Annotated in this window: 23 protein-coding genes; 16 read left to right on the forward strand and 7 right to left on the reverse strand. The window is 46.9% G+C overall.

All coding sequences use genetic code 11. The features are described from left to right. Positions 1-2: 2 nt before the first annotated feature. Positions 3-1,694: a glycosyltransferase family 39 protein gene (locus ICN24_RS03535; RefSeq protein WP_216221366.1), complete on the reverse strand. Its 1,692-nt coding sequence runs from the start codon at positions 1,692-1,694 to the stop codon at positions 3-5. Continuing rightward, complete coding sequence (locus tag ICN24_RS03540; RefSeq protein ID WP_216221367.1) at positions 1,694-2,071, reverse strand: Mth938-like domain-containing protein; 378 nt, start codon at positions 2,069-2,071, stop codon at positions 1,694-1,696. Before ICN24_RS03540 ends, ICN24_RS03535 begins: the two co-directional genes overlap by 1 nt. A 78-nt stretch (positions 2,072-2,149) precedes the next feature. Here ICN24_RS03540 and ICN24_RS03545 point away from each other — a divergent pair, with 78 nt between their 5' ends. The 8 genes from ICN24_RS03545 to ICN24_RS03580 are packed head-to-tail and all read left to right on the forward strand — an operon-like array spanning position 2,150 to position 10,742. Continuing rightward, on the forward strand, positions 2,150-3,406 hold the full coding sequence (locus ICN24_RS03545; protein WP_216221368.1) for an aminotransferase class I/II-fold pyridoxal phosphate-dependent enzyme: 1,257 nt from the start codon (positions 2,150-2,152) through the stop codon (positions 3,404-3,406). Next, positions 3,403-4,713 (forward strand): homoserine dehydrogenase, encoded by a 1,311-nt coding sequence (locus tag ICN24_RS03550; protein WP_216221369.1) that lies wholly within the window; start codon positions 3,403-3,405, stop codon positions 4,711-4,713. The genes ICN24_RS03545 and ICN24_RS03550 overlap by 4 nt, the downstream gene beginning before the upstream one ends. Before the next feature lie 9 nt (positions 4,714-4,722). Beyond that, positions 4,723-6,165 (forward strand): threonine synthase, encoded by a 1,443-nt coding sequence (gene thrC, locus ICN24_RS03555; RefSeq protein ID WP_216221370.1) that lies wholly within the window; start codon positions 4,723-4,725, stop codon positions 6,163-6,165. Between the two features lie 12 nt (positions 6,166-6,177). Next, positions 6,178-7,419 (forward strand): gephyrin-like molybdotransferase Glp, encoded by a 1,242-nt coding sequence (gene glp, locus ICN24_RS03560; protein WP_370623095.1) that lies wholly within the window; start codon positions 6,178-6,180, stop codon positions 7,417-7,419. Positions 7,420-7,437: 18 nt separating this feature from the next. Further along, positions 7,438-7,695, forward strand: coding sequence for a molybdopterin converting factor subunit 1 (moaD, locus tag ICN24_RS03565; RefSeq protein WP_216221371.1), 258 nt, complete (start codon positions 7,438-7,440; stop codon positions 7,693-7,695). Between the two features lies 1 nt (position 7,696). Next, positions 7,697-8,152: a molybdopterin synthase catalytic subunit MoaE gene (gene moaE / locus ICN24_RS03570; RefSeq protein WP_216221372.1), complete on the forward strand. Its 456-nt coding sequence runs from the start codon at positions 7,697-7,699 to the stop codon at positions 8,150-8,152. Between the two features lie 32 nt (positions 8,153-8,184). After that, positions 8,185-9,849, forward strand: a complete 1,665-nt coding sequence (locus ICN24_RS03575; RefSeq protein ID WP_216221373.1) for a carboxylesterase/lipase family protein — start codon at positions 8,185-8,187, stop codon at positions 9,847-9,849. 26 nt (positions 9,850-9,875) lie between these two features. Then, positions 9,876-10,742: a hypothetical protein gene (locus ICN24_RS03580; protein WP_216221374.1), complete on the forward strand. Its 867-nt coding sequence runs from the start codon at positions 9,876-9,878 to the stop codon at positions 10,740-10,742. 58 nt (positions 10,743-10,800) lie between these two features. Here the strand turns inward: ICN24_RS03580 and ICN24_RS03585 are convergent, their stop codons facing one another. Beyond that, complete coding sequence (locus tag ICN24_RS03585) at positions 10,801-11,043, reverse strand: GIY-YIG nuclease family protein (protein ID WP_216221376.1); 243 nt, start codon at positions 11,041-11,043, stop codon at positions 10,801-10,803. A gap of 105 nt (positions 11,044-11,148) precedes the next feature. On the opposite strand from ICN24_RS03585, the gene clpB reads away from it, so the two are divergent. Both clpB and ICN24_RS03595 read left to right on the forward strand, forming a co-directional pair. Further along, complete coding sequence (clpB, locus tag ICN24_RS03590) at positions 11,149-13,752, forward strand: ATP-dependent chaperone ClpB (RefSeq protein WP_216221378.1); 2,604 nt, start codon at positions 11,149-11,151, stop codon at positions 13,750-13,752. Positions 13,753-13,795: 43 nt separating this feature from the next. Next, complete coding sequence (locus ICN24_RS03595) at positions 13,796-15,013, forward strand: MFS transporter (RefSeq protein ID WP_216221380.1); 1,218 nt, start codon at positions 13,796-13,798, stop codon at positions 15,011-15,013. On the opposite strand, the gene ICN24_RS03600 is transcribed toward ICN24_RS03595, so the two are convergent. Beyond that, entirely contained in the window at positions 15,010-15,729 is a 720-nt protein-coding gene (locus ICN24_RS03600) for a 5-oxoprolinase subunit PxpA (protein WP_216221382.1), read from the reverse strand. The genes ICN24_RS03595 and ICN24_RS03600 overlap by 4 nt on opposite strands. Then, positions 15,729-17,471 (reverse strand): urea amidolyase family protein, encoded by a 1,743-nt coding sequence (locus ICN24_RS03605; protein ID WP_216221384.1) that lies wholly within the window; start codon positions 17,469-17,471, stop codon positions 15,729-15,731. Before ICN24_RS03605 ends, ICN24_RS03600 begins: the two co-directional genes overlap by 1 nt. 151 nt (positions 17,472-17,622) lie before the next feature. Here ICN24_RS03605 and ICN24_RS03610 point away from each other — a divergent pair, with 151 nt between their 5' ends. From ICN24_RS03610 to ICN24_RS03625, 4 genes are all read left to right on the forward strand, one after another. Continuing rightward, positions 17,623-18,840, forward strand: coding sequence for an MFS transporter (locus ICN24_RS03610; protein WP_216222211.1), 1,218 nt, complete (start codon positions 17,623-17,625; stop codon positions 18,838-18,840). A 12-nt stretch (positions 18,841-18,852) separates the two neighbouring features. Then, positions 18,853-19,719 (forward strand): amidohydrolase, encoded by an 867-nt coding sequence (locus tag ICN24_RS03615; protein WP_216221385.1) that lies wholly within the window; start codon positions 18,853-18,855, stop codon positions 19,717-19,719. Between the two features lie 292 nt (positions 19,720-20,011). After that, entirely contained in the window at positions 20,012-21,310 is a 1,299-nt protein-coding gene (gene aceA, locus ICN24_RS03620) for an isocitrate lyase (RefSeq protein ID WP_068948029.1), read from the forward strand. Positions 21,311-21,414: 104 nt separating this feature from the next. Further along, entirely contained in the window at positions 21,415-21,855 is a 441-nt protein-coding gene (locus ICN24_RS03625) for an HIT family protein (protein WP_216221387.1), read from the forward strand. A gap of 29 nt (positions 21,856-21,884) precedes the next feature. Here the strand turns inward: ICN24_RS03625 and ICN24_RS03630 are convergent, their stop codons facing one another. Next, positions 21,885-22,202, reverse strand: a complete 318-nt coding sequence (locus tag ICN24_RS03630) for a hypothetical protein (protein ID WP_216221388.1) — start codon at positions 22,200-22,202, stop codon at positions 21,885-21,887. Further along, on the reverse strand, positions 22,199-23,566 hold the full coding sequence (locus ICN24_RS03635; protein WP_216221389.1) for an acyclic terpene utilization AtuA family protein: 1,368 nt from the start codon (positions 23,564-23,566) through the stop codon (positions 22,199-22,201). Before ICN24_RS03635 ends, ICN24_RS03630 begins: the two co-directional genes overlap by 4 nt. Before the next feature lie 122 nt (positions 23,567-23,688). On the opposite strand from ICN24_RS03635, the gene ICN24_RS03640 reads away from it, so the two are divergent. After that, on the forward strand, positions 23,689-24,360 hold the full coding sequence (locus ICN24_RS03640; RefSeq protein WP_216221390.1) for a 3-oxoacid CoA-transferase subunit A: 672 nt from the start codon (positions 23,689-23,691) through the stop codon (positions 24,358-24,360). Further along, the gene (locus ICN24_RS03645; protein WP_216221391.1) at positions 24,357-25,019 is read left to right on the forward strand and encodes a 3-oxoacid CoA-transferase subunit B; all 663 of its coding nucleotides are present in this window, start codon (positions 24,357-24,359) and stop codon (positions 25,017-25,019) included. Before ICN24_RS03640 ends, ICN24_RS03645 begins: the two co-directional genes overlap by 4 nt. The last annotated feature ends 4 nt before the right edge of the window (positions 25,020-25,023 follow it).

The following is a 25,023-nucleotide window of genomic DNA, read 5'->3' on the forward strand; positions in this document are numbered from 1 at the left end:
TATTACTGTGTCACGTTTGTGATCTCTGGATGCTTCACAATGACTCTTCTAGAGTCCCGATCTACCTCTTGCATCGGTAGGTTTAGACCCTGCAAAGCCATGTATTGCTCCGGAACCATGATGGCATAGGCGCTTGGGTCTTCTTTCCAGCGAATAATGAAGGCCTCCAGGCTTGGTAGCCACAATTCTGGTTGTTGAGTCACGCCAAACTGCAATTCATCTGGGTCTTCCACCATGATCATGGTTCTACCTAGATAAAACGGCATGGTGTGATCTAGTAATCGAACAGAATAAAAGTTCACATTGCTAGGAATGCTTGCTTTAACTCGCTGTGCAAGGTCAACACCAGATACTGCGCGACCCAAGGTTTCATGGCCGGTACCAGCGATGAGTGCGCATAAGAAAAAGCCAGATGCAAAGCTCACGATACTTTGCAAACCATTGCGATGACTTTGCCATGCTGCATACGCGCTGAATGCAACGAGTGCAATAAGCGCTGCAATTACCCAATAGGTGTATTGCGCATACGCTGCAATTTCATCTGGTCTTGCTTGTTTACCAATAGCATCCAAGAAGAAAAATCCTAGACATCCCAACAATGTGAATCCAAAGGTCTGCAGTTTCCAGCTTAGGCTCAATGTATTGGTATGACCAAGTAAACGATCTAAGTGATTTCCAATTAATAAAGCGAGCGCTGGAAAAATCGGAATGATGTATCCCGGTAATTTAGATTGAGAAATGCTAAAGAAAACAAAAATGATGATGGCCCAACATGCAAGTAACCAGCCGCTTGAAAATGTAGGCCTGCGTTCGCGCCAAGCTTGTGCCATGGCGCCTGGCAGCTGAATTACCCAGGGTAGTAGACCAATCAAGAGCAGGGGTACAAAGTAGTAGATGGGACCAGTTCTGCTATGAGCAGTTTGAGTGAAGCGCTGTAAATGTTCGTGAATAAAGAAAAACTCTAAGAACTCTGGATTACGCTGCGCTACCAGCACAAACCAAGGTGCAGTAATGATGAGAAAAAGAATGCTGCCACTGAACAGACGCAGACGCGTCCAAATTTTCCAGTCCCATGCAGTCACTGAATAAGCAATAAAAACCATTGCAGGAATTGCGGCCCCAATGAGGCCTTTTGAAAGCGTTGCGAGTGCCATAAAAATCCAGCACGCCCACATCCAATTTTTACAACTGCGTTGATGCGAAGAAGTTTGTGCGAGCAATAGACTACACAAAGCGGCGACTAAAAATGCAGACAGTCCCATGTCTAGAGAATTGACGTGCGCGCTGATCACCCACATCGGACTGGAAGCTAGGACCAGTGCTGCTAACCAACCTGCGCGTGCGTTGTAAATGCGGGCGCCTGTAAAGCCAATAAAAAGGATGGTGAGAAATCCAGTGAGCGCAGTCCACAGCCTGGCTTGCCATTCACCAAGTCCAAAAACCTGAAAGGCGGCTGCGGTAGCCCAAACCTGCAAAGGCGGCTTTTCAAAATATTGATAGCCGTTGTACCGTGGGGTGACCCAATCACCGGTGACCAGCATTTCTCTGGCCATTTCAGCGTAGCGACCCTCATCGGAAGGAATTAGGTGGCGGTAATTGAGTGTGCCAAACCAAAGTAGCGCATAAATCAGCAGGAGAAGCAGAATCTTGCCTGGATGCAGGGCGGAAGACTGGCGTATTTGCCCAAATTGCATTAAATGGGCTCCACAATGAGAGCGAGTAAGACGCGCCGGCCTTCACCTACCAGGATGTTATAAGTTCGGCAGGCGGCTTGTGAGTCCATGATTTCAAAGCCAATTTTGGCTGAAATCAGGGTTTTTAGGAGTTCTGGCTTGGGAAAGCGTTGGCGACTCCCAGTGCCAATCAGGATGAGCTCTGGCTGGAGATTGACCATTTGATCAAAATGGGTGGCCGCAAGCTCTTCGAATGACTTGAGGGGCCACTCCGAGATAGCACCATCTGAACTCAATAGGACGGCATGGGTATATGGGGTCTGGTTGATTTCCACATAGCCAGGGCCATAGCCCGTGATCGTATTGGCTCCAGAATGGGGGTCAGATTGAAGCTTCAAGTGGACTCTCTGTCATAATTATGTGGATTATAGCTAGCTGTTTTTTCCTAGATTTCAAGAACTTACCTTTAATTTATTGTGAAACCCATCCTAAAGTCCCAAAAACTCAATCACGTCTGCTATGACATTCGTGGGCCAGTGCTCGAGCTTGCTCAGCGCATGGAGGAAGAGGGTCACAAAATCATTAAATTAAACATCGGAAACGTCGGGGTTTTCGGTTTTGATCCACCTGAAGAGATTCAGTTGGACATGATCCGTAACTTAAGTAACGCTTCTGCTTATTCTGACTCTAAAGGTATTTTTTCAGCTCGCAAAGCCATCATGCAATATTGCCAAGAAAAAGGCATTCAGGGTGTTGCTTTGGATGATGTGTATACCGGTAACGGTGTATCTGAACTCATCGTGCTTTCCATGAATGCACTCTTAAATGATGGTGATGAAGTCTTGGTGCCGACACCAGACTATCCGCTGTGGACTGCTGCGGTGAGTTTATCGAGCGGTACTCCAGTACATTACCTGTGTGATGAGTCAAAAGATTGGGCGCCAGATCTAAATGACTTGCGCAAAAAAATTACACCACGCACCAAAGCGATTGTGGTGATTAATCCAAACAATCCAACTGGTGCCATCTACTCTAAGGAAGTATTGTTAGAGTTGACGAAAATAGCACGCGAACATGGTTTGATTTTGTTTGCTGATGAAATCTACGACAAGATGTTGTACGACGGTGAGAAGCATATTTCTCTTGCTTCTTTGTCCAATGACGTAGTCATCATTACTTTTAACGGTCTTTCTAAGAACTACCGCTCGTGCGGCTACCGCGCAGGCTGGATGGTGGTATCTGGTGATAAAGAGATGGTCCGTGACTATATCGAAGGCCTCAATATGCTGGCCTCAATGCGTTTGTGTGCAAACGTTCCTGGACAGTACGCAATTCAAACTGCACTGGGCGGCTACCAAAGTATTAATGACTTAGTAGGCGAGGGTGGCCGCTTAGCAAAACAGCGTGACCTTGCATGGAAGCTCATTACCGATATTCCTGGTGTTACTTGTGTAAAACCAAAGTCCGCTTTGTATTTATTTCCAAAGTTAGATCCTGAGATTTATCCCATTGAAGATGATCAGCAATTTGTAGCTGATCTTTTGAAAGAGGAAAAAGTATTGTTAGTGCAAGGCTCTGGTTTTAACTGGGGCAAGCCTGACCATTTCCGCGTAGTGTTCTTACCTCATGAAGATGTGCTCAAGGAGGCGATTGGCCGCCTGGCACGTTTCCTCGAGCGTTATCGTAATAAGCATGGCCGCAAGGCTTCTTCAACCGCAGCAAAGGCATCATGAAACCGATTCAAGTAGGTCTATTAGGCATTGGCACCGTTGGTGGTGGCGTATTCACAGTTCTCGAGCGTAACCAGGATGAGATTACTCGTCGTGCTGGACGTGGCATTCGTATCAATACAGTTGCTGATCTCAATGTAGAGCGCGCTAAGGAGTTGGTTAAAGATCGTGCGCAGGTTGTGAGTGATGCCCGTGCAGTAATCAATAATCCTGAGATTGATATTGTTGTTGAGCTGATTGGTGGCTACGGTATTGCGAAAGACTTGGTTTTAGAAGCGATCGCCGCTGGTAAGCACGTAGTAACAGCCAATAAGGCATTAATTGCCGTACATGGCAACGAAATTTTCAAGGCGGCGCACGCCAAGGGCGTCATGGTTGCTTTCGAAGCTGCAGTTGCTGGTGGCATTCCGATTATTAAAGCCCTGCGTGAGGGTTTGACAGCCAATCGTATTGAATGGATTGCCGGCATCATTAACGGCACAACCAATTTTATTCTTTCAGAGATGCGCGACAAAGGTTTGGACTTTGAAACCGTCCTCAAAGAGGCGCAACGTTTAGGTTACGCAGAAGCAGATCCTACTTTTGATATTGAGGGTGTTGATGCTGCTCATAAAGCAACCATCATGAGTGCAATCGCATTTGGTATTCCAATGCAGTTTGAAAAAGCACACGTTGAAGGTATTACCAAGCTGGCTGCCATGGACATCCGTTATGCAGAACAATTGGGTTATCGCATCAAGTTACTAGGTATTGCTAAGAAAACGCCAACTGGCGTTGAGTTGCGTGTACACCCAACCTTGATTCCTTCTAAGCGTTTGATTGCCAACGTTGAAGGTGCGATGAATGCCGTGCAAGTATTTGGTGATGCAGTAGGAACTACTTTGTATTACGGTAAGGGCGCCGGCTCAGAGCCAACTGCTTCCGCAGTGATTGCAGACTTGGTTGACATCACCCGTTTGCTCAGTGCTGATGCTGAGCATCGCGTTCCGTATTTAGCCTTCCAGCCAGATGCTGTGCAAGATACCCCTGTTTTGCCAATCGGTGAGATCACTACGAGTTACTACTTGCGTATGCGCGTAGCAGATCAAGCGGGCGTATTGGCTGACATTACTAAGATTCTTGCAGCTCATGGCGTATCGATTGATGCGCTCTTGCAAAAAGAGGCTGATGAAGGTGAAAGTCAAACTGACTTAGTGGCTTTGACTCATGAAACAAAAGAGAAAAACATGCTTGCCGCAATCCAAGAGATCCAGAATCTCAAAACAGTTGCCGGTGAAGTGGTGAAGATTCGTTTAGAAAATCTGTCTTAATTTAAATCCATGCGTTACCAATCCACTCGTGGCAATAGCCCACAACAATCCTTCCTCGAAATTTTATTAGGTGGATTGGCGCCGGATGGCGGCTTATATTTGCCCGTTCAATATCCACAAGTTACCCCCGGGCAATTAGATGCTTGGCGAGGCCTTTCCTATGCTGATTTAGCTTATGAAGTGCTGAGTTTGTATTGCGACGATATTCCTGAAGCGGATTTGCGTGCGCTGTTACGCAAAACCTATACTGAACAGGTCTACTGCAATGGCCGCTCACAAGATAACGCTAAGGACATCACACCAATACATTGGTTAGGCGAAGAGCATGGCACCCGCATTGGCTTACTCAGTCTTTCAAATGGCCCAACATTGGCCTTCAAAGATATGGCGATGCAGTTACTCGGCAATCTCTTTGAATATGCACTCAAGAAGAAAGGCCAGCACCTCAATATTTTAGGAGCTACTTCTGGTGATACAGGTAGTGCCGCTGAATATGCCATGCGTGGTAAAGAGGGTGTAAAGGTGTTCATGCTCTCGCCTCGCGGCAAGATGAGTGCTTTCCAATCGGCACAGATGTATTCCTTGCAAGACCCCAATATTTTTAACTTGGCAGTAGCTGGTGTTTTTGATGATTGCCAGGATATTGTCAAGGCGGTTAGCAACGATCATGCCTTTAAAGCCCAAAACCAAATTGGTACAGTGAACTCGATTAACTGGGGTCGTGTAGTTGCTCAAGTGGTGTATTACTTCCAGGGTTACTTATTAGCGACAAAATCAAGTAAAGAGAAAGTCTCGTTCACTGTCCCCTCGGGTAACTTCGGTAATGTTTGTGCTGGCCATATTGCTCGTATGATGGGTTTACCAATTGAGCATCTCGTAGTTGCAACAAACGAAAACGATGTGTTGGATGAGTTTTTCCGTACTGGGGTATATCGCGCGCGTAAGTCTGCCGAGACATTACATACCTCGAGCCCTTCCATGGATATCTCTAAAGCGAGTAACTTTGAGCGTTTTGTATTTGACTTCATGGGTCAAGATGGCAATGCTACTGCGGCGATGTTTAAGCAAGTTGATACCACAGGCGGCTTTGACATCTCCCAGGATGCTGTCTTTAAGGATTTAGGTAAGTACGGCTTCCAATCTGGGCGAAGTACACACAATAATCGCTTGGAAACCATCCGTGATATTGATCAAAAATATGGTGTGATGATTGATACACACACAGCAGATGGGGTGAAAGTTGCCCGTGAGCATTTGCAGGCCGGTGTTCCGATGTTGGTATTAGAGACTGCACTACCTATCAAGTTTGAAGAGACGATTCAATTAGCTTTGGGCCGTCCTGCTGAATGCCCTCCAGCATTTAAAGACATCAAATCCAAGCCACAGCGTGTGGAAAATATGGATGCAGATGTCAATCAGGTCAAAGCCTTCATCACTACGCATTTAAATTAAATACAGATCGCCATGACAAAGCCACCGATGTTGACTGCGCAGCAGGCTTTAGATCATTTGCTTTCTCATGCCAAGTCGGTATCTCAAGCAGAGAGCGTGCCAGTTCAAGCGGCTTTAGGTCGTGTATTGGCGGAGGATGTTCAAAGTCTCGTTGATGTCCCGCCATTGGATAACACTGCTATGGATGGATATGCAGTACGTGTAGCTGACACAAGCATATCGAGCAGCATTCTCAAAATCGCACAGCGAATTCCTGCAGGTTCTGTTGGTGCTCAATTGGAACCAGGCACAGCTGCCAGAATTTTTACTGGCGCCCCCATTCCTGCTGGTGCTGATGCAGTTGTGATGCAAGAAGATTGCACTATTCCCGAGGGAAGTACTGATCAAGTGCAGGTAAATGTAGCGCCGGTTACTGGACAATGGATTCGTCGACGTGGCGAAGATCTTGCGGCAGGTAAGGTTGCGCTAACTTCTGGAACTTTTTTACGTCCACAAGAGCTTGGTGTTGCTGCATCTGCAGGCTTGACGCATTTATCAGTGAAGCGCCGCATCAAGGTCGCCGCATTTTTCACTGGTGATGAATTGGCTTTACCAGGAGAGCCTTTAAAACCAGGCGGAATTTACAATTCAAATCGCGATACTTTATTGGCCTGTTTGAAATCCCTGGGCTGTGATGCCACCGATTTAGGAATAGTGCCCGATCGCCTCGAGGCAACTAAGCAAGCATTGCGTCAAGCTAGCAAAGATCACGATTTGATCATCACCTCTGGCGGCGTATCGGTTGGAGAGGAGGACCACATTAAACCAGCGGTGAGCGCGGAGGGAAGGTTAGATTTGTGGCAAATTGCTATCAAGCCCGGTAAACCTTTGGCGTTTGGCGCCGTCCGTAAATCAGACAATCCTGCCGATGGCGAAGCTTGGTTTATTGGCTTGCCTGGCAATCCAGTCTCTAGCTTTGTGACATTCTTATTATTCGTTCGCCCTTTTATTTTGAAACTACAGGGTCGTGAAGAAAAATTACCACAGTCTTATTTGATGCGCGCTGATTTTGATTGGTCAAAGGCTGATCGTCGTAATGAGTTCTTGCGTGTGAAGGTGAATGCACAAGGCGGCTTAGATTTATTCCCCAATCAAAGTTCTGGCGTCTTAACCAGCGCATCTTGGGGTGATGGTTTAGTGGATTGCCCACCAAGCCAACCTATCAAGGTAGGTGACTTGGTGAAGTACATCCCTTTTGATGCATTGCTTAAATAATCGGTTTACGATTTACCTATGAAACTTGAATTACGATTCTTCGCTTCTTTGCGTGAGGCTGTAGGTAGCTCGCAAGAGACCATTGAGATACCGGCTGCGGTCAAAACGATTGCTGACTTAAGGATTCTTCTCGCGCATCGCGGCGGTTCTTGGGCTCAAGCCTTAGCCGAAGGAAAGTCCTTGCGTTGCGCGTTAAATCAAGTCATGGTCGACGCCAATACTCCATTGCAGGAGGGCGCTGAGATTGCCTTCTTTCCACCGGTGACGGGTGGCTAATATGCCGATCCGCGTACAAGAGGGCGATTTTGATGTTAGCGCTGAAATTGCAGCGCTGCGCAAAGGCGATCCACGTGTAGGTGCCGTAGTGAGCTTTTTGGGTGCTGTGCGCGACCTCAATGATGGTAGCCAAGTGAAGGGTATGACCCTGGAGCATTACCCCGGCATGACTGAAAAGGCCTTAGAAGAAATTCTGTCTCAAGCCAAGGCACGCTGGGATATCTATCAGACATTAGTCATTCATCGAATTGGCCCATTGCTGCCGGAAGATCAAATCGTATTGGTAGTAGTGACTAGCGCGCATCGCGGCGAAGCATTTTCTGCTTGTGAATTCATCATGGACTACCTGAAGACGGCAGCGCCATTCTGGAAAAAAGAAGACACCTCTGAAGGTTCTCGGTGGGTTGATGCCCGCGTTACCGATGATGCTGCAATGGCACGTTGGGAAAAGAAATAATTACCCCTGCTTTTCTTGGAAGAAGATTGGATATGAAAAAACTATTTGTCCTGCTTATGGGCGCTATCGCATTGACTGCTTTTGCTGCTACCGATAGGCCATTGGTTCAAATTGAATCTGGCAAATTGCAGGGTGTTGCTGAATACAATATGCACGCGTTTAAAAATATTCCTTATGCTGCCCCGCCTGTTGGTGCCTTGAGATGGCGTCCACCACAACCGGCCATTTCTTGGGGCGGCACGCGCGACGCTGGTCAGTTCGGCGACTCTTGTCCACAACCCTTTGTGAAGAATTTAAGTACTGGCTTGGCATTGCCAGGTAATGAGGATTGCTTAAAGCTCAATGTCTTTACGCCGCAAAAACCAGGTAAGGATCTCCCGGTGATGGTTTGGATTCATGGAGGAGGTTTGCTGGTCGATGGGGCAAGAGATGCACAGTTCACACCAATCAATTTAGTGAAAAATGGCGTGATTGTGGTGACCTTTGATTACCGCTTAGGTACATTTGGTTTCTTTGCTCCAAAAGAGTTAATCGAAGAGGCGAAAGCCAAAGGCGAGCCCGTAGGCAATTACGGCACCATGGATCAAATCGCAGTTCTCAAGTGGGTCAAAAATAATATTGCTGCCTTTGGTGGGGATCCTAATAATGTCACCATCTTTGGAGAGTCGGCAGGTGGCAGAAGTGTGACGTGGTTAATGGTATCTGATGCCGCAAGAGGTTTATTCCATAGGGCTATTGCTGAAAGCGCCCAACAAAGCCCCTTAAGAGGAATGACAGATAAGCGTCTGGGCATGGATTCTGAAACCAATATCGATGCTAAATATATGGCCGCTGTTGGCGCCAACAGTCTTGCGGAAATGCGCAGCTTGCCAACCAAAAAACTGGTATTGACTGCAGCCAATTTTGAGCAAGGTGAGTTTGGTGGGCCATTTATAGATGGCCAAATATTGAAGGGCGATCCAGTGCCTTTATTTGCTGCGGGTAAGCAAGCGAAGGTGCCGTTCATGATTGGTACCAACTCCTGGGATTCGAGCTTTTTAGTTCCTGGACAGCCTGTTGTTTTGAGTGATTTTCTAAAAAAATTACATGAAGATCCCAAAATTATTCAAATGCTGTATTCGAATGTCAAAGATCAATGCATTATGTCTTCTGACCTTATGGGTGACATGCTCTATCGTGGTAGCACAAAGCTCTTAGCCGATAGCATGAATGGTATGGCGCCTGGCTATGCCTATTACTTTGATTACCTAACGCATAATATTAGGCCCGCCTACCCAGGTGTGCCACATACGTTTGAGATTAGCTATGTTTTTGGTAGCTACGGATTGATGCCGCAGGCTCCTAAAAAAGTGGAGTCTGGTGTGGATCAATGCGCTCTGATTGAAAAAGCTACAGCTGATCTAAAGAAAAAAGGTGTTTGGTCTAAATACTGGTATCCCATCACGGATAAAAATAATCCTCAAGATCAGGCCCTATCTGAAAAAATGTCAGCTAGCTGGGCAGCCTTTGCAAAAACGGGTAACCCCAATGTTGCAGGTCAGGCAGAGTGGCCTATTTATAGTCTGAAGTCCGATGTGATGCGATATTTTTCAGATGACAAAGAAACCATCAAAGATCTACTCAAAGAGCGGGTTGATTACCAAATGCTTCATTTGCGGGAGATCTTTGCGATTGAGCGCCTGAAAGATGCTTTCTAAGGTCAAGCTATACAATTCACTAACGAATGAACAACTTCACAGACTTCCAAATGATCAAGCTAACCAAACTTTTTTCTCTTGCCTGTTTTGGGTTAATCGCTCAGTGTGCTTACGCTCAGTCGACCGTCAATCCAATGCCGAAGATTAGCGATGAGTGGCGCTTTTCTGCTTCTATTAATGCATGGGCACCAGCTACTTGGGTGACTGTGACTGACAATAAGCGTGAACTGTCCAAGTCTACGGTCAGCACTATTAATGACAACATTAGCGGCGCTGGCCCTATGGCAATGTTTGCCTTAGAGGCTCATAAGGGTAATTGGGGTCTACTGGGTGATTTGGTGTATTGGCAATCAACTGGCAGTTTTAGTGAGACACGATATTTGCGCGGCAAGGATAACGTCTTATACGGATCCCAAAATTCAACGATGAAGCAGACCATGTTTACTGCGGCCGCAACATATACCGCTTGGAACTCACCATCCCTGTATTTGGATGGCCTATTGGGAGCTCGATATATTTCATCAACCATGTCATTTACCAATAGCGCTCAACTGGATCACAACGGCAATGTAGTGACGCTGCCGGATGGTAAAAAATTGGCTGTGGGTGGTAATCCCTCATCGGTATCTCAAACGACAGACCCTGTAATTGGTTTTAAGGGCCGTGCACGCATTGCAGACAGCTCTTGGTTTATTCCTTTTTATGCGGATGCCGGCAAAGGTCCTGGCTCTAATAATGGCACTTGGCAGGCGCTCATTGGTGTGGGTGATGCATTTTCTTGGGGTGATGTGACACTGGCTTATCGCGCTATGGGTTTCCATTTAAATAGCAATACCGGCACAACGAATTACACCAATGCCGGCCCTCAGCTATCAGCGACCATTAATTTCTAGGCGTGGTTGGTGTTTAAAAAAACCACCCTGCGGGGTGGTTTTTTATTGGGGTAAAACTTTAGATTTGAAAAAATGCGAGTTTCTTCGATCTGGGAAGTTGCTTTAATTTCATCTCTGCCTTAGAGGCCTCAGATCGATCAGGGTGCTCTTGAGTGGCTAAAAGGATGACTGGTCTGCGCGATCTCGTATAGCGCGCGCCTTGCCCGGAGTTATGGGCTTCTAGGCGGTGCTCTAGGCGGTTGGTGATGCCGGCATAGTAGCTGCCATCGGAGCACTCTAGAAGATAAACAAGCCAGGTCAAAATGGGTCAAATTCCGCTTAAAAAGGGCTTCAAAAGCCTTGAAATTGGCAATATTGCCCTTATATTCTATAGATATAAATACCTGGAATACATGAGGCATAAAAAATGAGAATAGATAAATTAACTACGAAGTTTCAAGAAGCCCTGAGCGAAGCGCAAAGCATCGCCCTGGCTAAAGACAATCAATATATCGAGCCAGCGCATGTGCTGTTGGCCATGTTGCGCGATTCAGATGGCGCAGCGAAGAGCCTGCTTACCCGTGCTGGTGTGAATGTACTGGGCCTTGAAAAAGGCGTGGAGAAAGTCATTAACAACTTACCTGAAGTGCAGGGCACTAGTGGTGAGGTGCAAGTTGGCCGCGATTTAAGTAACTGGCTTAACTTATGCGAAAAGGAAGCCAATAAACGCAATGATCAATTTATTGCCGGCGAGTTGTTCTTGCTGGTGGTGGCGGATGATAAAGGCGAGCTTGGCAAGGTTGCGCGTGAGAATGGTTTAAATCGGAAATCGTTAGAGGCGGCTATTGATTTAGTGCGCGGAGGAGAGTCAGTGAATAGTGCAGATGCTGAAGGTCAACGTGAGGCCTTAAAGAAATACACCGTCGATTTAACTGAGCGTGCTCGTATGGGCAAGCTTGATCCGGTCATTGGGCGCGATGATGAGATTCGTCGCACCATTCAGATCCTGCAACGTCGCGGCAAGAACAACCCTGTGCTCATTGGTGAGCCTGGTGTGGGTAAGACTGCCATCGTAGAAGGATTGGCGCAACGTATTGTGAACGGCGAAGTGCCAGAGACTCTGAAAGACAAGCGTGTCTTGGTATTGGATATGGCCTTGTTGTTGGCGGGCGCTAAATATCGTGGTGAGTTTGAGGAGCGCCTCAAGGCTGTGCTCAGCGATGTAGCTAAAGACGAAGGCCAGACCATCATCTTCATTGACGAAATCCATACGATGGTGGGGGCTGGCAAGGGCGATGGTGCAATGGATGCCGGCAATATGCTTAAGCCTGCCCTAGCTCGTGGTGAGTTGCATTGTATTGGCGCAACGACTTTGGATGAATATCGCAAGTACATAGAAAAAGATCCTGCGCTTGAGCGTCGTTTCCAAAAAGTGATGGTAGAGGAGCCTAGTGTTGAGGCGACGATTGCTATTCTGCGTGGTTTGCAGGAGCGCTATGAGCTTCATCATGGTATTGAAATTACCGATCCAGCAATTGTTGCTGCTGCTGAGTTATCGCATCGCTATATCACCGACCGCTTTCTACCAGATAAGGCTATCGACTTAATTGACGAGGCTGGTTCACGTATTCGGATGGAGATTGACTCTAAGCCTGAAGTAATGGATAAGCTCGATCGCCGTTTAATTCAACTCAAGATTGAGCGTGAAGCGGTTAAGAAGGAAAAAGATGAGTCTTCTCAAAAACGTCTCGCGTTGATTGAGGAAGAAATTCAGCGTCTAGGCGCTGAGTACGCCGACTTAGAGGAGATTTGGAAGGCAGAGAAGGGCGCTGTATTGGGTGCCGCCAATCTCAAGGAAGAGATTGAGAAGGTAAAGGCAGAGATTTCTAAATTACAGCGCGAAGGCAAACTCGAAAAAGTAGCCGAGCTGCAATATGGAAAATTACCAGAGCTTGAGGCCAAGCTTAAATCTGCTGCTGCGGCTGAAGCGAAGGGCGGTAAAGATGGCGTTGTAAAGAACAAACTCTTACGCACTCAAGTCGGCGCTGAAGAAATTGCCGAAGTTGTTTCTCGTGCGACTGGTATTCCAGTGTCAAAAATGATGCAGGGTGAGCGCGATAAGTTGCTCAAGATGGAAGAGTTGTTGCACAAGCGCGTGGTTGGTCAAGAAGAGGCTATTCGTGCGGTATCTGATGCAATCCGTCGCTCACGCGCAGGCTTGGCTGAAGAGAATCGTCCATATGGCTCCTTTTTGTTCCTGGGGCCTACTGGTGTTGGTAAAACCGAACTTTGCAAGGCTTTGGCCGGCTTCCTCTTTGATAGCGAAGATCACCTCATTCGTATTGATATGAGTGAGTTCATGGAGAAGCATAGCGTCGCTCGTTTAATTGGCGCGCCTCCAGGCTATGTGGGGTACGAAGAGGGTGGTTATTTGACCGAGCAGGTTCGCCGTCATCCCTACAGTGTGATTTTGTTTGATGAGATTGAGAAGGCTCACCCAGATGTCTTTAACGTCCTGCTCCAAGTGCTCGATGATGGCCGCTTAACGGATGGTCAAGGTCGTACTGTCGATTTCAAAAACACAGTAATTGTCATGACCAGCAATATTGGATCGCAATTAATTCAGTCGATGGCAGATAAGAAGCAGTCTGAAATTAAGGATGCTGTCTTTGAGGAATTAAAGAATCATTTCCGTCCTGAGTTCTTGAATCGTATCGATGAGATTGTGGTCTTCCATGGTCTAGATAAAGACAATATCGCCAATATTGCGAAGATCTTGCTGAAAAACTTGTCTGATCGTCTGGCAAGGGTCGACATGCAGCTGGAGGTTAGTGATGCTGCATTGAGCAAAATTGCCGAGGTAGGTTTTGACCCCGTCTTTGGAGCAAGGCCTCTCAAGCGCGCTATTCAGCAGCATATTGAAAATCCAGTTTCCAAGATGATTCTGGAGGGCAAGTTTGGTCCTAAGGATGTCGTTCCAGTGGATGTGGACAAAAAAGGCGACTTTAGCTTTACTCGTCAAGTTCACTAATCGCAGTAGTGCAGGAATCTTCCTGCACCAGTAAACTCGGCACATGACTGTTGCGCTTAGTAGGCGTGCCAGTGATGTCCGGGTTATTGGTCTCATTAGCCTAGCTCACGGCAGCTCCCATTTTTTTCATTTGGTGCTTCCTTCCATGTTCCCATGGTTGAAGGATGCTTTTGCTTTGAGCTATGCAGAGCTTGGCCTGCTGATGTCGATTTTCTTTGTGGTCTCTTGTGTTGTGCAGGCAGCCTCTGGATTTTTGGTAGATCACATTGGAGCTCGACCTGTACTGTTTGCGGGAGTAGGGCTACTTGCGCTTGCTGCCCTGACCTATTCACAAAGTAATGGCTATGCCATGTTAATTCTGGGTGCAGTCATTGCCGGTTGTGGCAACGGTGTATTTCACCCAGTCGATTACACCCTAATTAATCACAAAGTATCCCCGCCCAATCTTCCTTATGCCTATTCAATGCATGGTGTGACAGGGTATTTAGGGTGGGCGGCCGCCCCAGCCTTCATGGTGGGTATTACACAGATCTCCGATTGGAGAATGGCTTTTCTATCGGCAACCATACTTGAGGGGCTGATTTTGCTAATCCTTTGGTTCAATAGAGGTCAATTAATTGATGACGTGAAAGAGCGTCATGCCCAAAGTCATGCTGATACTCGGTCTTCAAATACAAACCCATTTGCTTTCTTGAAGTTGGCTGCGGTTTGGTTGTGTTGGATATTCTTTTTCTTTAGCATGGCTTCCACTTCAAGCTTGCAATCATTTGCGCCCAGTGCTCTTTTTAGTATCTATGGGGTGCCAATGATTTCAGGTAGTTATTTCATTACCTTGCTAGCCTTAGGAAGTGCAGGGGGTGTATTGCTTGGTGGTTACTTGGCGGCAAAATTGCAGGCCCCCGAACGCATTGTGTCCTCTTGTCTATCAGTCACTATTTTGATGTGCCTCTTGTTGGCAACAGGAGTCATTCCAGTGGCGCTCATTCCCGTTTTGTTCTGCCTGCTGGGCTTTGGTTACGGTCTCGTAGCCCCTTCACGGGATTTGATGGTGAAGAATGCAACCCCTAAGGGTGTTGCTGGCCGCGTGTATGGGGTTGTCTACTCTGGTATTGATTTGGGTGCAGCAGTGGGCCCATTTATCTTTGGATTCTTTATGGATGCTGGTCTTCCAAAGGCATTATTTATTGGGATTGCTTTATTCCAGTTGATGATTATTCCCACCGTTTTTAAGGTCTCATCGAGTGGACAGAGCAGAGTCTAAGAGAGTGCTGCTTTAATCTTTTTGGCAAATTCAATTGCGTGCGGGTTATCGCCATGGATGCATAGAGTATCTGCCTCAATGGAAATTTCACTGCCGTCAATGGCTACTACTTTCCCAGATTGCGACATTCCCAATACTTGCTTCAGTGCATCAGCATCATCTTCAATCATTGCGCCTGCTTGACCGCGTGGTACCAAAAAACCTTCTTTGGAATATCTACGATCGGCAAATACTTCTTGCCACACCGGAATATCCAGTTCCTTGGCGGCATCCACTAAGCAGCTCCCTGCCAAGCCATACAAAATGACATCGCCACCGAGATCTTTTACTGCCTTTGCTATTCCTCTAGCGAGTTTGATGTCTTTTGCTGCCTGGTTATACAAAGCGCCATGGGGCTTAACATGATGTAGCGTGCTTCCTGCAGCCTTTACAAATGCTTGCAGAGCTCCTGCTTGATAGAGCACATAGTTATAAGCATCTTGTTCGGAGATAGCCATCTCCCTTCTACCAAATCCTACCAAATCTGGCAGGCCAGGATGCGCTCCGATATGTACTTTCTTGTGGGTTGCTAACTCCACTAATTTTTTCATACGCGCTGGATCACCAGCATGCCATCCGCAGGCAATATTGGTTGAGCTAATGTAATCTAGTAGCAGGGCATCATTCCCCATATCCCAGACTCCAAATCCTTCGCCCATATCGCTATTAATATCCATCACGCTTTTCCAGTAATGTGAATCATGGTTTGAATTGAGTTCATTGTTGATGCTTGTAACTTTAATGCCTCTGCATTGATGCGATCTGCTTCCTCTAGATCAATAAGCACGAGTTGTATTTTATTGCCAGGTTTGATTTGCGCTAGCTTAACAAGGTCTGCATGGATCACTTCTGCCAGTCTTGGGTATCCCCCGGTGGTTTGATGTTCTGCCAACATCACAATCGGCTCCTGGGATGGCGGAAATTGCACAGTACCAAAGGTAATGCCTTGAGAGGGAATGTGGGGCAAATCGTTTTTCAGTTTAAAGTCGCTTTGCAAACGCACGCCCATACGATTACTTTGGTTGCTGACAGTCCAAGTGGAGGACCAAAAGCGTTCACGATCTTTCGCTGGCAAGAAAGATAAATGGGGTCCAGCCAAACATTGAATCTGCGTTACCGAGCTGTTGGGGACAAAGGGAGATCTAATATGCCATTTTGGGAAACGCGGCAGTAGATCTGCTTGATAGAGCGATTGTAGAAACGGCGACTTCAGTGGTGCTTTTGCATCACGGAGATAAAGTGCAGCCCCTTTTTCTAAGCGCTTTGGACCAATATCAGCGCTCATGTGTGATCCGGTGCGCCCTAAAACATTCGGGAGATCGAGTCCACCTCCAATAGCGAGTACTGCTCTAAAACCAGGATTGAATGAGGAAAATTTTAGGGTGCTCCCTTTTGCTAGCCATACTGGTCGGTTACCTGGGATGCGTTTGCCATCCACAATACCTTCGCAAGTAGCACCAACCCAGGCGACACAGCTTGCTTCATGGAAAAGCAATGCAGGCCCTGTGGATGTCATTTCGATCGCTGCGGTTTCGGGTGAATTGCCAACGAGTGCATTGGCTAGATGGAGTGAGTCTAGGTCACATGCACCACCAGGGCCTACTGCCCAGTGAGATAAGTTTTCGCGAGGATCATCTTGAATGCTGCTGAGGGTGCCGGCTGCCAAAACTTCAATTCTTGCTGCACTGCTCTTAGTCTTTATGATGTGAGTAATGTCTTGTGCTGCCTGATTTTGCTCTAGCTGATGAAACTTGTCCAATGAGATCTCTTCAATCTCCATTTGATCGCCCGCCATAAACAATCCAGGTGGATTTTTTTGAATATCAAACAATGCATTTGGTGATCGCCCAATGATGTTCCAACCACCGGGAGTGGTGCGAGGATAAATGGCGGTTTGCAGTTCCGCTATCGCCACGCTCCCTTTAGGTACCGAGGGTCTAGGGGAGTTCAGTCGAGGTAAGCGCAGTTTTGGATTGAGCCCGCTAAAGTACGCAAAGCCTGGCATAAACCCAAGAATTTCTGTGGTGTAGAGACTTTCTTTATGCAGACGAATAACTTCATCAGTAGAGAGCTTGCAGATTTTTGCAATAGCCATTAAGTCTAGAGCTACCTCTGGGTGATAACACACCTGAATACGATGTTTATTATTGGCCTGTGATTTGCGATTTCTTTGTTTGAGGAACTGCTGTTCTAATTTTTCTAACTCTTCGATTGCATGCTTGCGCACAAGGCTAGGATTCTCCGAAGAGAATTTGAGTTGCACAATTAAAGAGTCGAGGCCGGGAATGATTTCACCAGCCCATGCGGGCTTATTTGCAAACAGGAGTTTGCTAATTCCATGAATTTCTCTCAAAGGGTCGGGTGATTTCGAAAAATCAGCCAAGATACTGTGATCGCCAATTGGTGTGCAATGCATCATGAAAAGATATTAAGGGTTTTCTCTAGTTTGCCCTGCGGGCGGATTTTTTGAGTTATAAAGATGCTACTCATTCAATAATTTAAAGCCTATAAATAAAGGAGACATAGTGAGCCAACAAACAGATACTAGTTTGACGGGTTTTTATAAGGTCATGAACCCCAAAGAGAAGAAAACCTTTTGGGGTTGCTTCTTAGGTTGGGCATTAGATGGCATGGATTTCATGATTTACCCTCTAGTCATTGGCACCATTATTGCAGTATGGCAGGTCGATCGGGGAATGGCTGGCCTGGCTGTGACCGGTACTCTGCTAGCTTCTGCTTTCGGCGGATGGTTTGCAGGCTACTTGGCCGATCGCATTGGTCGAGTACGTACTTTGCAGTTCACAATCCTTTGGTTTTCCTCATTCAGTTTAATTTGCGCGTTTACCCAGGACTTCAATCAACTGATGATTGCGCGCGCATTGCTTGGCTTCGGCTTTGGTGGTGAGTGGGCTGCTGGTGCGGTGTTGATGGGTGAAACCATACGCGCTGAATATCGTGGCCGTGCGGTGGGTAGTGTTCAGTCTGCCTGGGCTATCGGCTGGGGTGCTGCCGTGCTCCTGCAGGCGATTATGTTTAGCCTACTGCCTCCTGATATGGCGTGGCGCGCGATGTTCGTAGTGGGCTTCTTCCCTGCCGTGCTTTTGCTATATATTCGTCGTCACGTAGAAGAGCCAGAGATTGCTAAAGTTGCGCGTGAAAAAGTGGCAGCAGCAGGTGAGTCTCCTTCCATTTTGGAAATTTTCAAGCCAGGCTTGTTAAAGACTACTATCTGGGCTTCTCTGCTCACCATGGGTGCGCAAGGCGGCTACTATGCAATCACCACCTGGGTTCCGACCTTCCTCAAGACTGAGCGCAAATTAACCGTTGTTGGTTCTACTGGTTATTTAGCGTTTCTGATTGTTGGTAGCTTCGTGGGCTATTTAGTAGGCGCTTGGATGGCCGATCGATTTGGCCGTCGAAAGCTCTTTATCATTTTTTCAATCGGTGCAATTGCTTTGGTTCTGGCGTATACCCAGTTAGAAATCACCAATGAGATGATGATGTGGCTTGGCTTTCCTTTGGGATTCTTTGCTAGTGGTTACTTCTCTGGCATGGGCGCTTTCTTGACCGAATTATTCCCAACCCGCCTACGCGGATCTGGCCAAGGCTTTTGCTATAACTTCGGCCGTGGTATTGGCGCTTTATTCCCAGCCTTAGTTGGATACTTCTCGGCGCAGTATGGTTTGGCTATGGCGATTGCTATCTTTGCAGTCATCGCCTACGGCGTCTTCTTGATAGCCGCAATTGTTCTTCCGGAAACGCGTGGACGAGAGCTACAAGCAAACTAAGGTAAGGCTTCAATGTTAGACAAGGCAATTCCGTTTTGCCCAGGACCACCCGAACATCAGGGTGGTCCATTTCCTTTTGTGATGCCTAAGGGCGCTGTAGATACGCACGCTCATGTGATTAGTTCTGCCAGCTTAGTACCCAGCCGCTCCTACACTGCTCCTGAAGCAACGGGTGAGCAATATATCGAAATGCTCGATGAAGTAGGGATGACTTATGGTGTATTAATTCAGGTCAGTGTGAATGGTCAAGATAATGAGCCCATGCTACGCGTGTTGGATCAACATCCCAAGCGACTGCGGGGAGTAGCTGTACCCTTGCTTGGACAGCCTGATGCTTACTACCAGAACATGAAGGATCGGGGTGTCGTGGGCATTCGCGTGAACGTCATGTTCGCTGGCGGCGGCTTGGATTTATCAAACTTAGAGGAGTGTGATGCACTCGCTCGTGATTGGGGTTGGCATATCCAGTTCTTATTAGATGCTAACGATCTCCCTACCTTGATGCCGCGTATGCAAAAGATGCATTCCATATTGGTGATTGATCACATGGGGTTCTTAAAGACTGCTGTGGGTGTTCACTCTCCTGGATTTCAGGCATTAGTAGATTTAGTGCGTGAGCGCGCCTGGGTAAAAGTCTCTGGCGCTTATCGCTTGAGTGAAAAACACCCAAGCTACGATGATGTCGTTCCGTATGCAGAGGCATTGATTGAGGCAGCGCCTAATCGTTGCGTCTGGGGATCGGATTGGCCTCATGTAGCTACTTATGGGCCAATGCCTAGCATTGCACAACTGCTAGATTGTTTTGCGCTCTATGCCCCAACAGAGTCCATTCGCAAGAAAATCCTGTGCGACAACCCTCAGCGGCTATACGGTTTTTAAAATCCGGCTGAAAAACGCTGTTGTATTTCATCATATGAAATCTCATTACGCTGCGTAAAATGCAGCGCAACATCCTTGGATGGTTTTGATTTCGAAAGGTGGATAATCATTCCACATTGTAAAAATAAATACATAAGTTATTGAATTTAAATAACTAAATATTTTTATTAAATTCTTAAATTTCACTTGCTTGCTTTTTTGAACTGTCTAAACTCTTATATAAGACATAAGACTTAAATTGGTCTTAAAGGTCCTCAAATAGGAAGTACTTGTTTAACTTAGGGAGAAAAACATGGCAGATCGCAAAGCAGAAATCGCAGCACTACAAAAAGACTGGGATACCAATCCACGTTGGAAAGGTATTACTCGTGGTTACACCGCAGAGGACGTAGTACGTCTCCGTGGGTCATTGAAGATCGAGCACACTTTGGCTAAGCATGGTGCCGAGCGTCTTTGGGAATTGGTAAATAACGAAGCTTACGTAAACTGTTTAGGTGCTTTAACTGGTGGTCAAGCAATGCAGCAAGTTAAAGCTGGTATCCAAGCGATTTACCTCTCTGGTTGGCAAGTTGCTGCGGATGGCAACTCTTATGCAGCAATGTATCCAGACCAATCTTTATACCCAGTAGATTCAGTTCCAAAGATGGTTGAGCGTATTAACAACTCATTCCAACGTGCTGATGAAATTCAAACCGCTAAAGGTATTAACAAAGGTGATCCAGGCTACATCGAGTACTTTGCTCCAATCGTTGCTGATGCTGAGGCTGGTTTCGGTGGCGTGTTGAATGCATTTGAATTAAGTAAAGCATTGATCAAACAGGGCGCTGCCGGCGTTCACTTCGAAGACCAATTGTCTTCTGTTAAGAAGTGCGGTCACTTGGGTGGCAAGGTATTGTTGCCAACAACTGAGTCTGTACAAAAATTGATCTCTGCTCGTTTGGCTGCTGACGTTATGGGTGTTCCAACCATTATCTTGGCGCGTACTGATGCTGAAGCTGCCGACTTGTTGACATCTGACTACGATGAAAACGATAAGCCATTCTTGACAGGTGAGCGTACTCCAGAAGGCTTCTACAAAACACGTAAAGGCTTGGATCAAGCGATTTCACGCGGCTTGGCATATGCTGCCTACGCTGATATGGTGTGGTGTGAAACTGGTACACCTGATCTTGAGTTTGCTCGTCAATTTGCTGAAGCAATTCGTGCGAAGTTCCCAGGCAAGATGTTGGCTTACAACTGCTCACCATCTTTCAACTGGAAGAAGAACTTGGATGATGCAACAATTGCTAAGTTCCAGCGTGAGTTGGGCGCGATGGGTTACAAATATCAATTTATTACTCTCGCTGGTATTCACTCAATGTGGTACAACATGTACGACTTGGCGCAAGACTACTCTAAGCGTGGCATGACTGCTTACGTTGAGAAAGTTCAAGAGCCAGAATTTGCTGCACGTGATCGTGGTTACACCTTCGTTTCACACCAGCAAGAAGTTGGTACAGGCTACTTCGATGATGTAACAACCGTAATTCAAGGTGGTAAGTCTTCTGTTACTGCATTGACTGGTTCTACTGAAGAAGAGCAGTTCCATTAAGAATCCCTAAGTAGTCTTGTAGTAGCAGTAGCACCCTTACTGCCGCGGCATCTAAATTACCCCACAAGGGTGACTTAGATGCCGTTTTCGTATACATTCTTCCCATGGCAAATTGCGTACTATGTAAAGAAGCACTCAAACCCGAAGAGGGTGAACTCATTTGGCGTGGCGATGACTGTCGCGTTGTCTTAGTGAATGATCCTGATCTGCCGGGTTTTTGTCGCGTCATCTGGAATCGACATGTTGCTGAAATGACTGATCTGTCTTACGGCGAGCGCGATCATTTAATGGCTTTGGTGTTTGCTGTTGAGGAAGCTATTCGTCATGTCATGCATCCTGACAAAGTCAATTTAGCCGCCTTGGGTAATATGGTTCCCCACATTCACTGGCACATCATTCCAAGATTTAAGGATGATGCTTTCTTTCCGGGCTCAGCATGGTCGGCGAGGACGCAAGAGGCATCTTTGGAGTCGTTGACGATGCGCAAAAAACAAGCTGAGCAATTACCTCAAGCGATTCGCTCTGCTATTGCCAAGCTGCATTAAGTAAATATCACTTATCTCGCAATTTCGCCTTACTCAATCGGTAAATTAAGCAGATGAAATGATAGGGCTTTGCCATGCATATCCAGATTGAGTGAGTCATTGACTCCGCCATCAAGTACATCATGGATAACAAAGTTCATAGCATGTAATTTTGGCAGTAGATAGCGAATTACTTTGCTAGGTTTCCGATCGGAAAAATGTTGCGCAACACGCTCTTCGGTAGCCTGCTGTACAAGCAAGTCGTAATCTTTTGGCTCATAAGCAATCAGGCTGATGTTGGAAATATTTCCCTTGTCTCCTGTCCTGGCATGGGCAATGTCATATAGTGTTCGCTGCACCGGCTTCATTTTGAGGGCCCTTTAAAAAAATAGAAATGCGCAGGCACTTGCTCGCGTTTGATTAAGCAAGATTTGGTTGAGAGGCGGCGGCGTTTGTTAGTTCGTACGCCTCCACCACCTGCTGGTCCACCTGTCCATAGGGCTGTTAGCTCACGGAGTAGGCGATCTATTTCAGAAAGCGTTTCATGTTGGCCGGCAACTCGTAGGCGTACATCCTGATTAGATCCTGGTGCGATGCCCTTGAGAAGGAGATTGCCATCATCCCCGAGGATGCTGGTAATGCCAATGAGATCAAAACGAAGCGGCATGAGATTACCCAGTCTTTTTTCTAGAATATCCATAGCAAGTCGCGCACGACCTTCTGCATTTTGACCTGCATATGAAATCTCAGCCTCACCAAACCAGCCCCCATCAAAAAATACATTAGCCTTGAGAGTATTGGTGCGTGGATGACCAATCACACCAGATAGTCGAACCTGATTATTGCCGAGATCCTCTACTGTGGCTTGTGTAATGTCAGCAATGACATCTGGCGTAATGTAGGCTGCAGGGTCATGTACCTCATAGAGTAATTGCTCTTTAACCGTCTGGGCATTAACTATTCCGCCGCAGTCGTTTGCCTTGCTAATGATGCAAGAACCATCTGGAAAGACTTCAGCTATGGGAAAGCCAATGTTGTGTGAGTTAGGCACTTCCTTTTTCCCGGGGTCTGCAAAATAACCTCCGCTCACTTGCGCTCCGCACTCTAGGAGATGGCCGGCCATAGTAGCCCCGGCAATCTCTTGCCATTGATCGACTCGTAAATCATAGTGTGCTATCACCGGCCCCACAGTAAGGGAGGGATCCGCTACTCGACCTGCCACCACAATTTGCGCACCTGCTTGAATGGCTTGTGCGATTTCCCAGGCGCCCTGATAAGCGTTGGCACAAACAAATCGCCGGTCATCAAAATCCTGCGCCAGGTGTTCTTGAATAATGGCTCGACCATGACTACCAGATAGGTCATCTCCCGCAACAATCGCAATACGCGGAATAGGAAGGTCTAGCTCCTTGGCAATTTTCCAAATTAGCTGTGCTGCACCCTCCGGATTGGCTGCCCCAAAATTACCAATGATGGTGATATTGTGTTTTAGGCAGTCGGCGAGAATGGGTCGAATTTCTAGATCTAGGAGTGGCTCATAGCCTAATTCTGGGTGAGATAGCTTGGTCAGTTGATGAGTGGCCAGGGTGCGCTCGGCAAGGTTCTCAAAAATGATGGCGCGGGCACCGGGCCGCTCGATCAGGGTTTTGACGACCGGTAGGGCAGCATCTGTTCTGTCCCCAGAAAATCCCGCTCCACAGCCAATAGAAATAGTCTCTTTATCTGTCTTCATTTAGGGCCTACTATGCTTCATTTCCCTTATCCATGTAAACTGTTTTTAATGGAATTCGCCAGATTTTGGCGATCTAGATGTTGCAAGCAGTGCCCATAATAAAAAATAGATGGAGACAGGTAGTGATAAACAAAATCATTCCTAGCGTAGCTCAGGCTGTGCGGGATATTGCGGATGGTTCTACCATCCTGGTTTCAGGATTTGGTGGCGCAGGCCTGCCAATTTACTTATTGGATGCCTTGGCAGAGCAGGGTGCTAAGAATCTGACCATCATCAGCAATAATGCTGGAAATTCTGGAATCGGTATTGCGAAACTCATTGGTAATGGCCAAGTTAAAAAGGTAGTTTGCTCTTTCCCTCGTCAGCCAGAATCAGGCGCCTTTGATGATCTCTATCGTGCTGGCAAGATTGAGTTGGAGTTGGTTCCTCAAGGCACTCTTGCAGAACGCATTCGTGCGGGTGGTGCGGGTATCGGCGGCTTCTACACGCCAACCGGTTTTGGTACCGAACTGGCCAAGGATAAAGATACTCGTGTGATTGATGGCATTAATCATATTTTTGAGACTGCGATCAAAGCAGACTACGCCTTGATTAAGGCTGATAAAGGCGATCGTTGGGGTAATCTCACCTACCACCGCACAGGCCGCAATTTTGGCCCCATTATGGCTACTGCTGCTCGTTGCACTATTGCGCAGGTAAATCGAGTAGTTGAATTGGGTACATTAGATCCAGAAACGATTGTGACTCCTGGCATCTTTGTAAAGCGCGTTGTCTTGGTAGAAAGTAAATCATGATCGATCTCTCTAAAGTCCAAAAGCGCAGCACTGCTGATATTGCTAAGCGCATTGTTCAAGACATTCCGGATGGCGCTCATGTGAATTTGGGTATTGGCCAACCTATGACGATCTGTAACTATTTGCCCGCAGATAAAGAAATTCTGATGCACTCCGAAAATGGTTTGTTGGGAATGGGCCCTTTAGCAAAAGAGCATGAGGTTGATGAGGAGTTGGTCAATGCAGGCAAGCAGCCGGTGACGATGTTGCCAGGTGCTTCACTTTGCCACCATGCAGATTCATTTGTGATGATTCGGGGTGGGCATATTGATATCTGTGTATTGGGTGCTTTCCAGGTCTCAGTAAAGGGCGATATTGCTAACTGGCGAACTGGTGATCCTAAGGCAATTCCAGCAGTAGGCGGAGCAATGGACTTAGCCTTGGGTGCCAAGAAATTATTTGTCATGATGGAGCATCTCACAAAGTCAGGTGAGTCCAAGTTGGTTAATGAATGTACTTATCCACTGACTGCGCTTGCCGCAGTTGATTGCATCTATACCGATCTAGCCACGATTGCAATCACACCAGAAGGCTTGGTTGCACTAGATTGGGTGGATGGCATGAGCTTCGAAGAACTTCAAGAGCTCAGCGGTGTACCAATGCGTCAGCTTAGCCAATAAGCGC

The organism is Polynucleobacter sp. UK-Kesae-W10, assembly GCF_018881575.1.
In the GTDB taxonomy this organism is placed as follows: domain Bacteria; phylum Pseudomonadota; class Gammaproteobacteria; order Burkholderiales; family Burkholderiaceae; genus Polynucleobacter.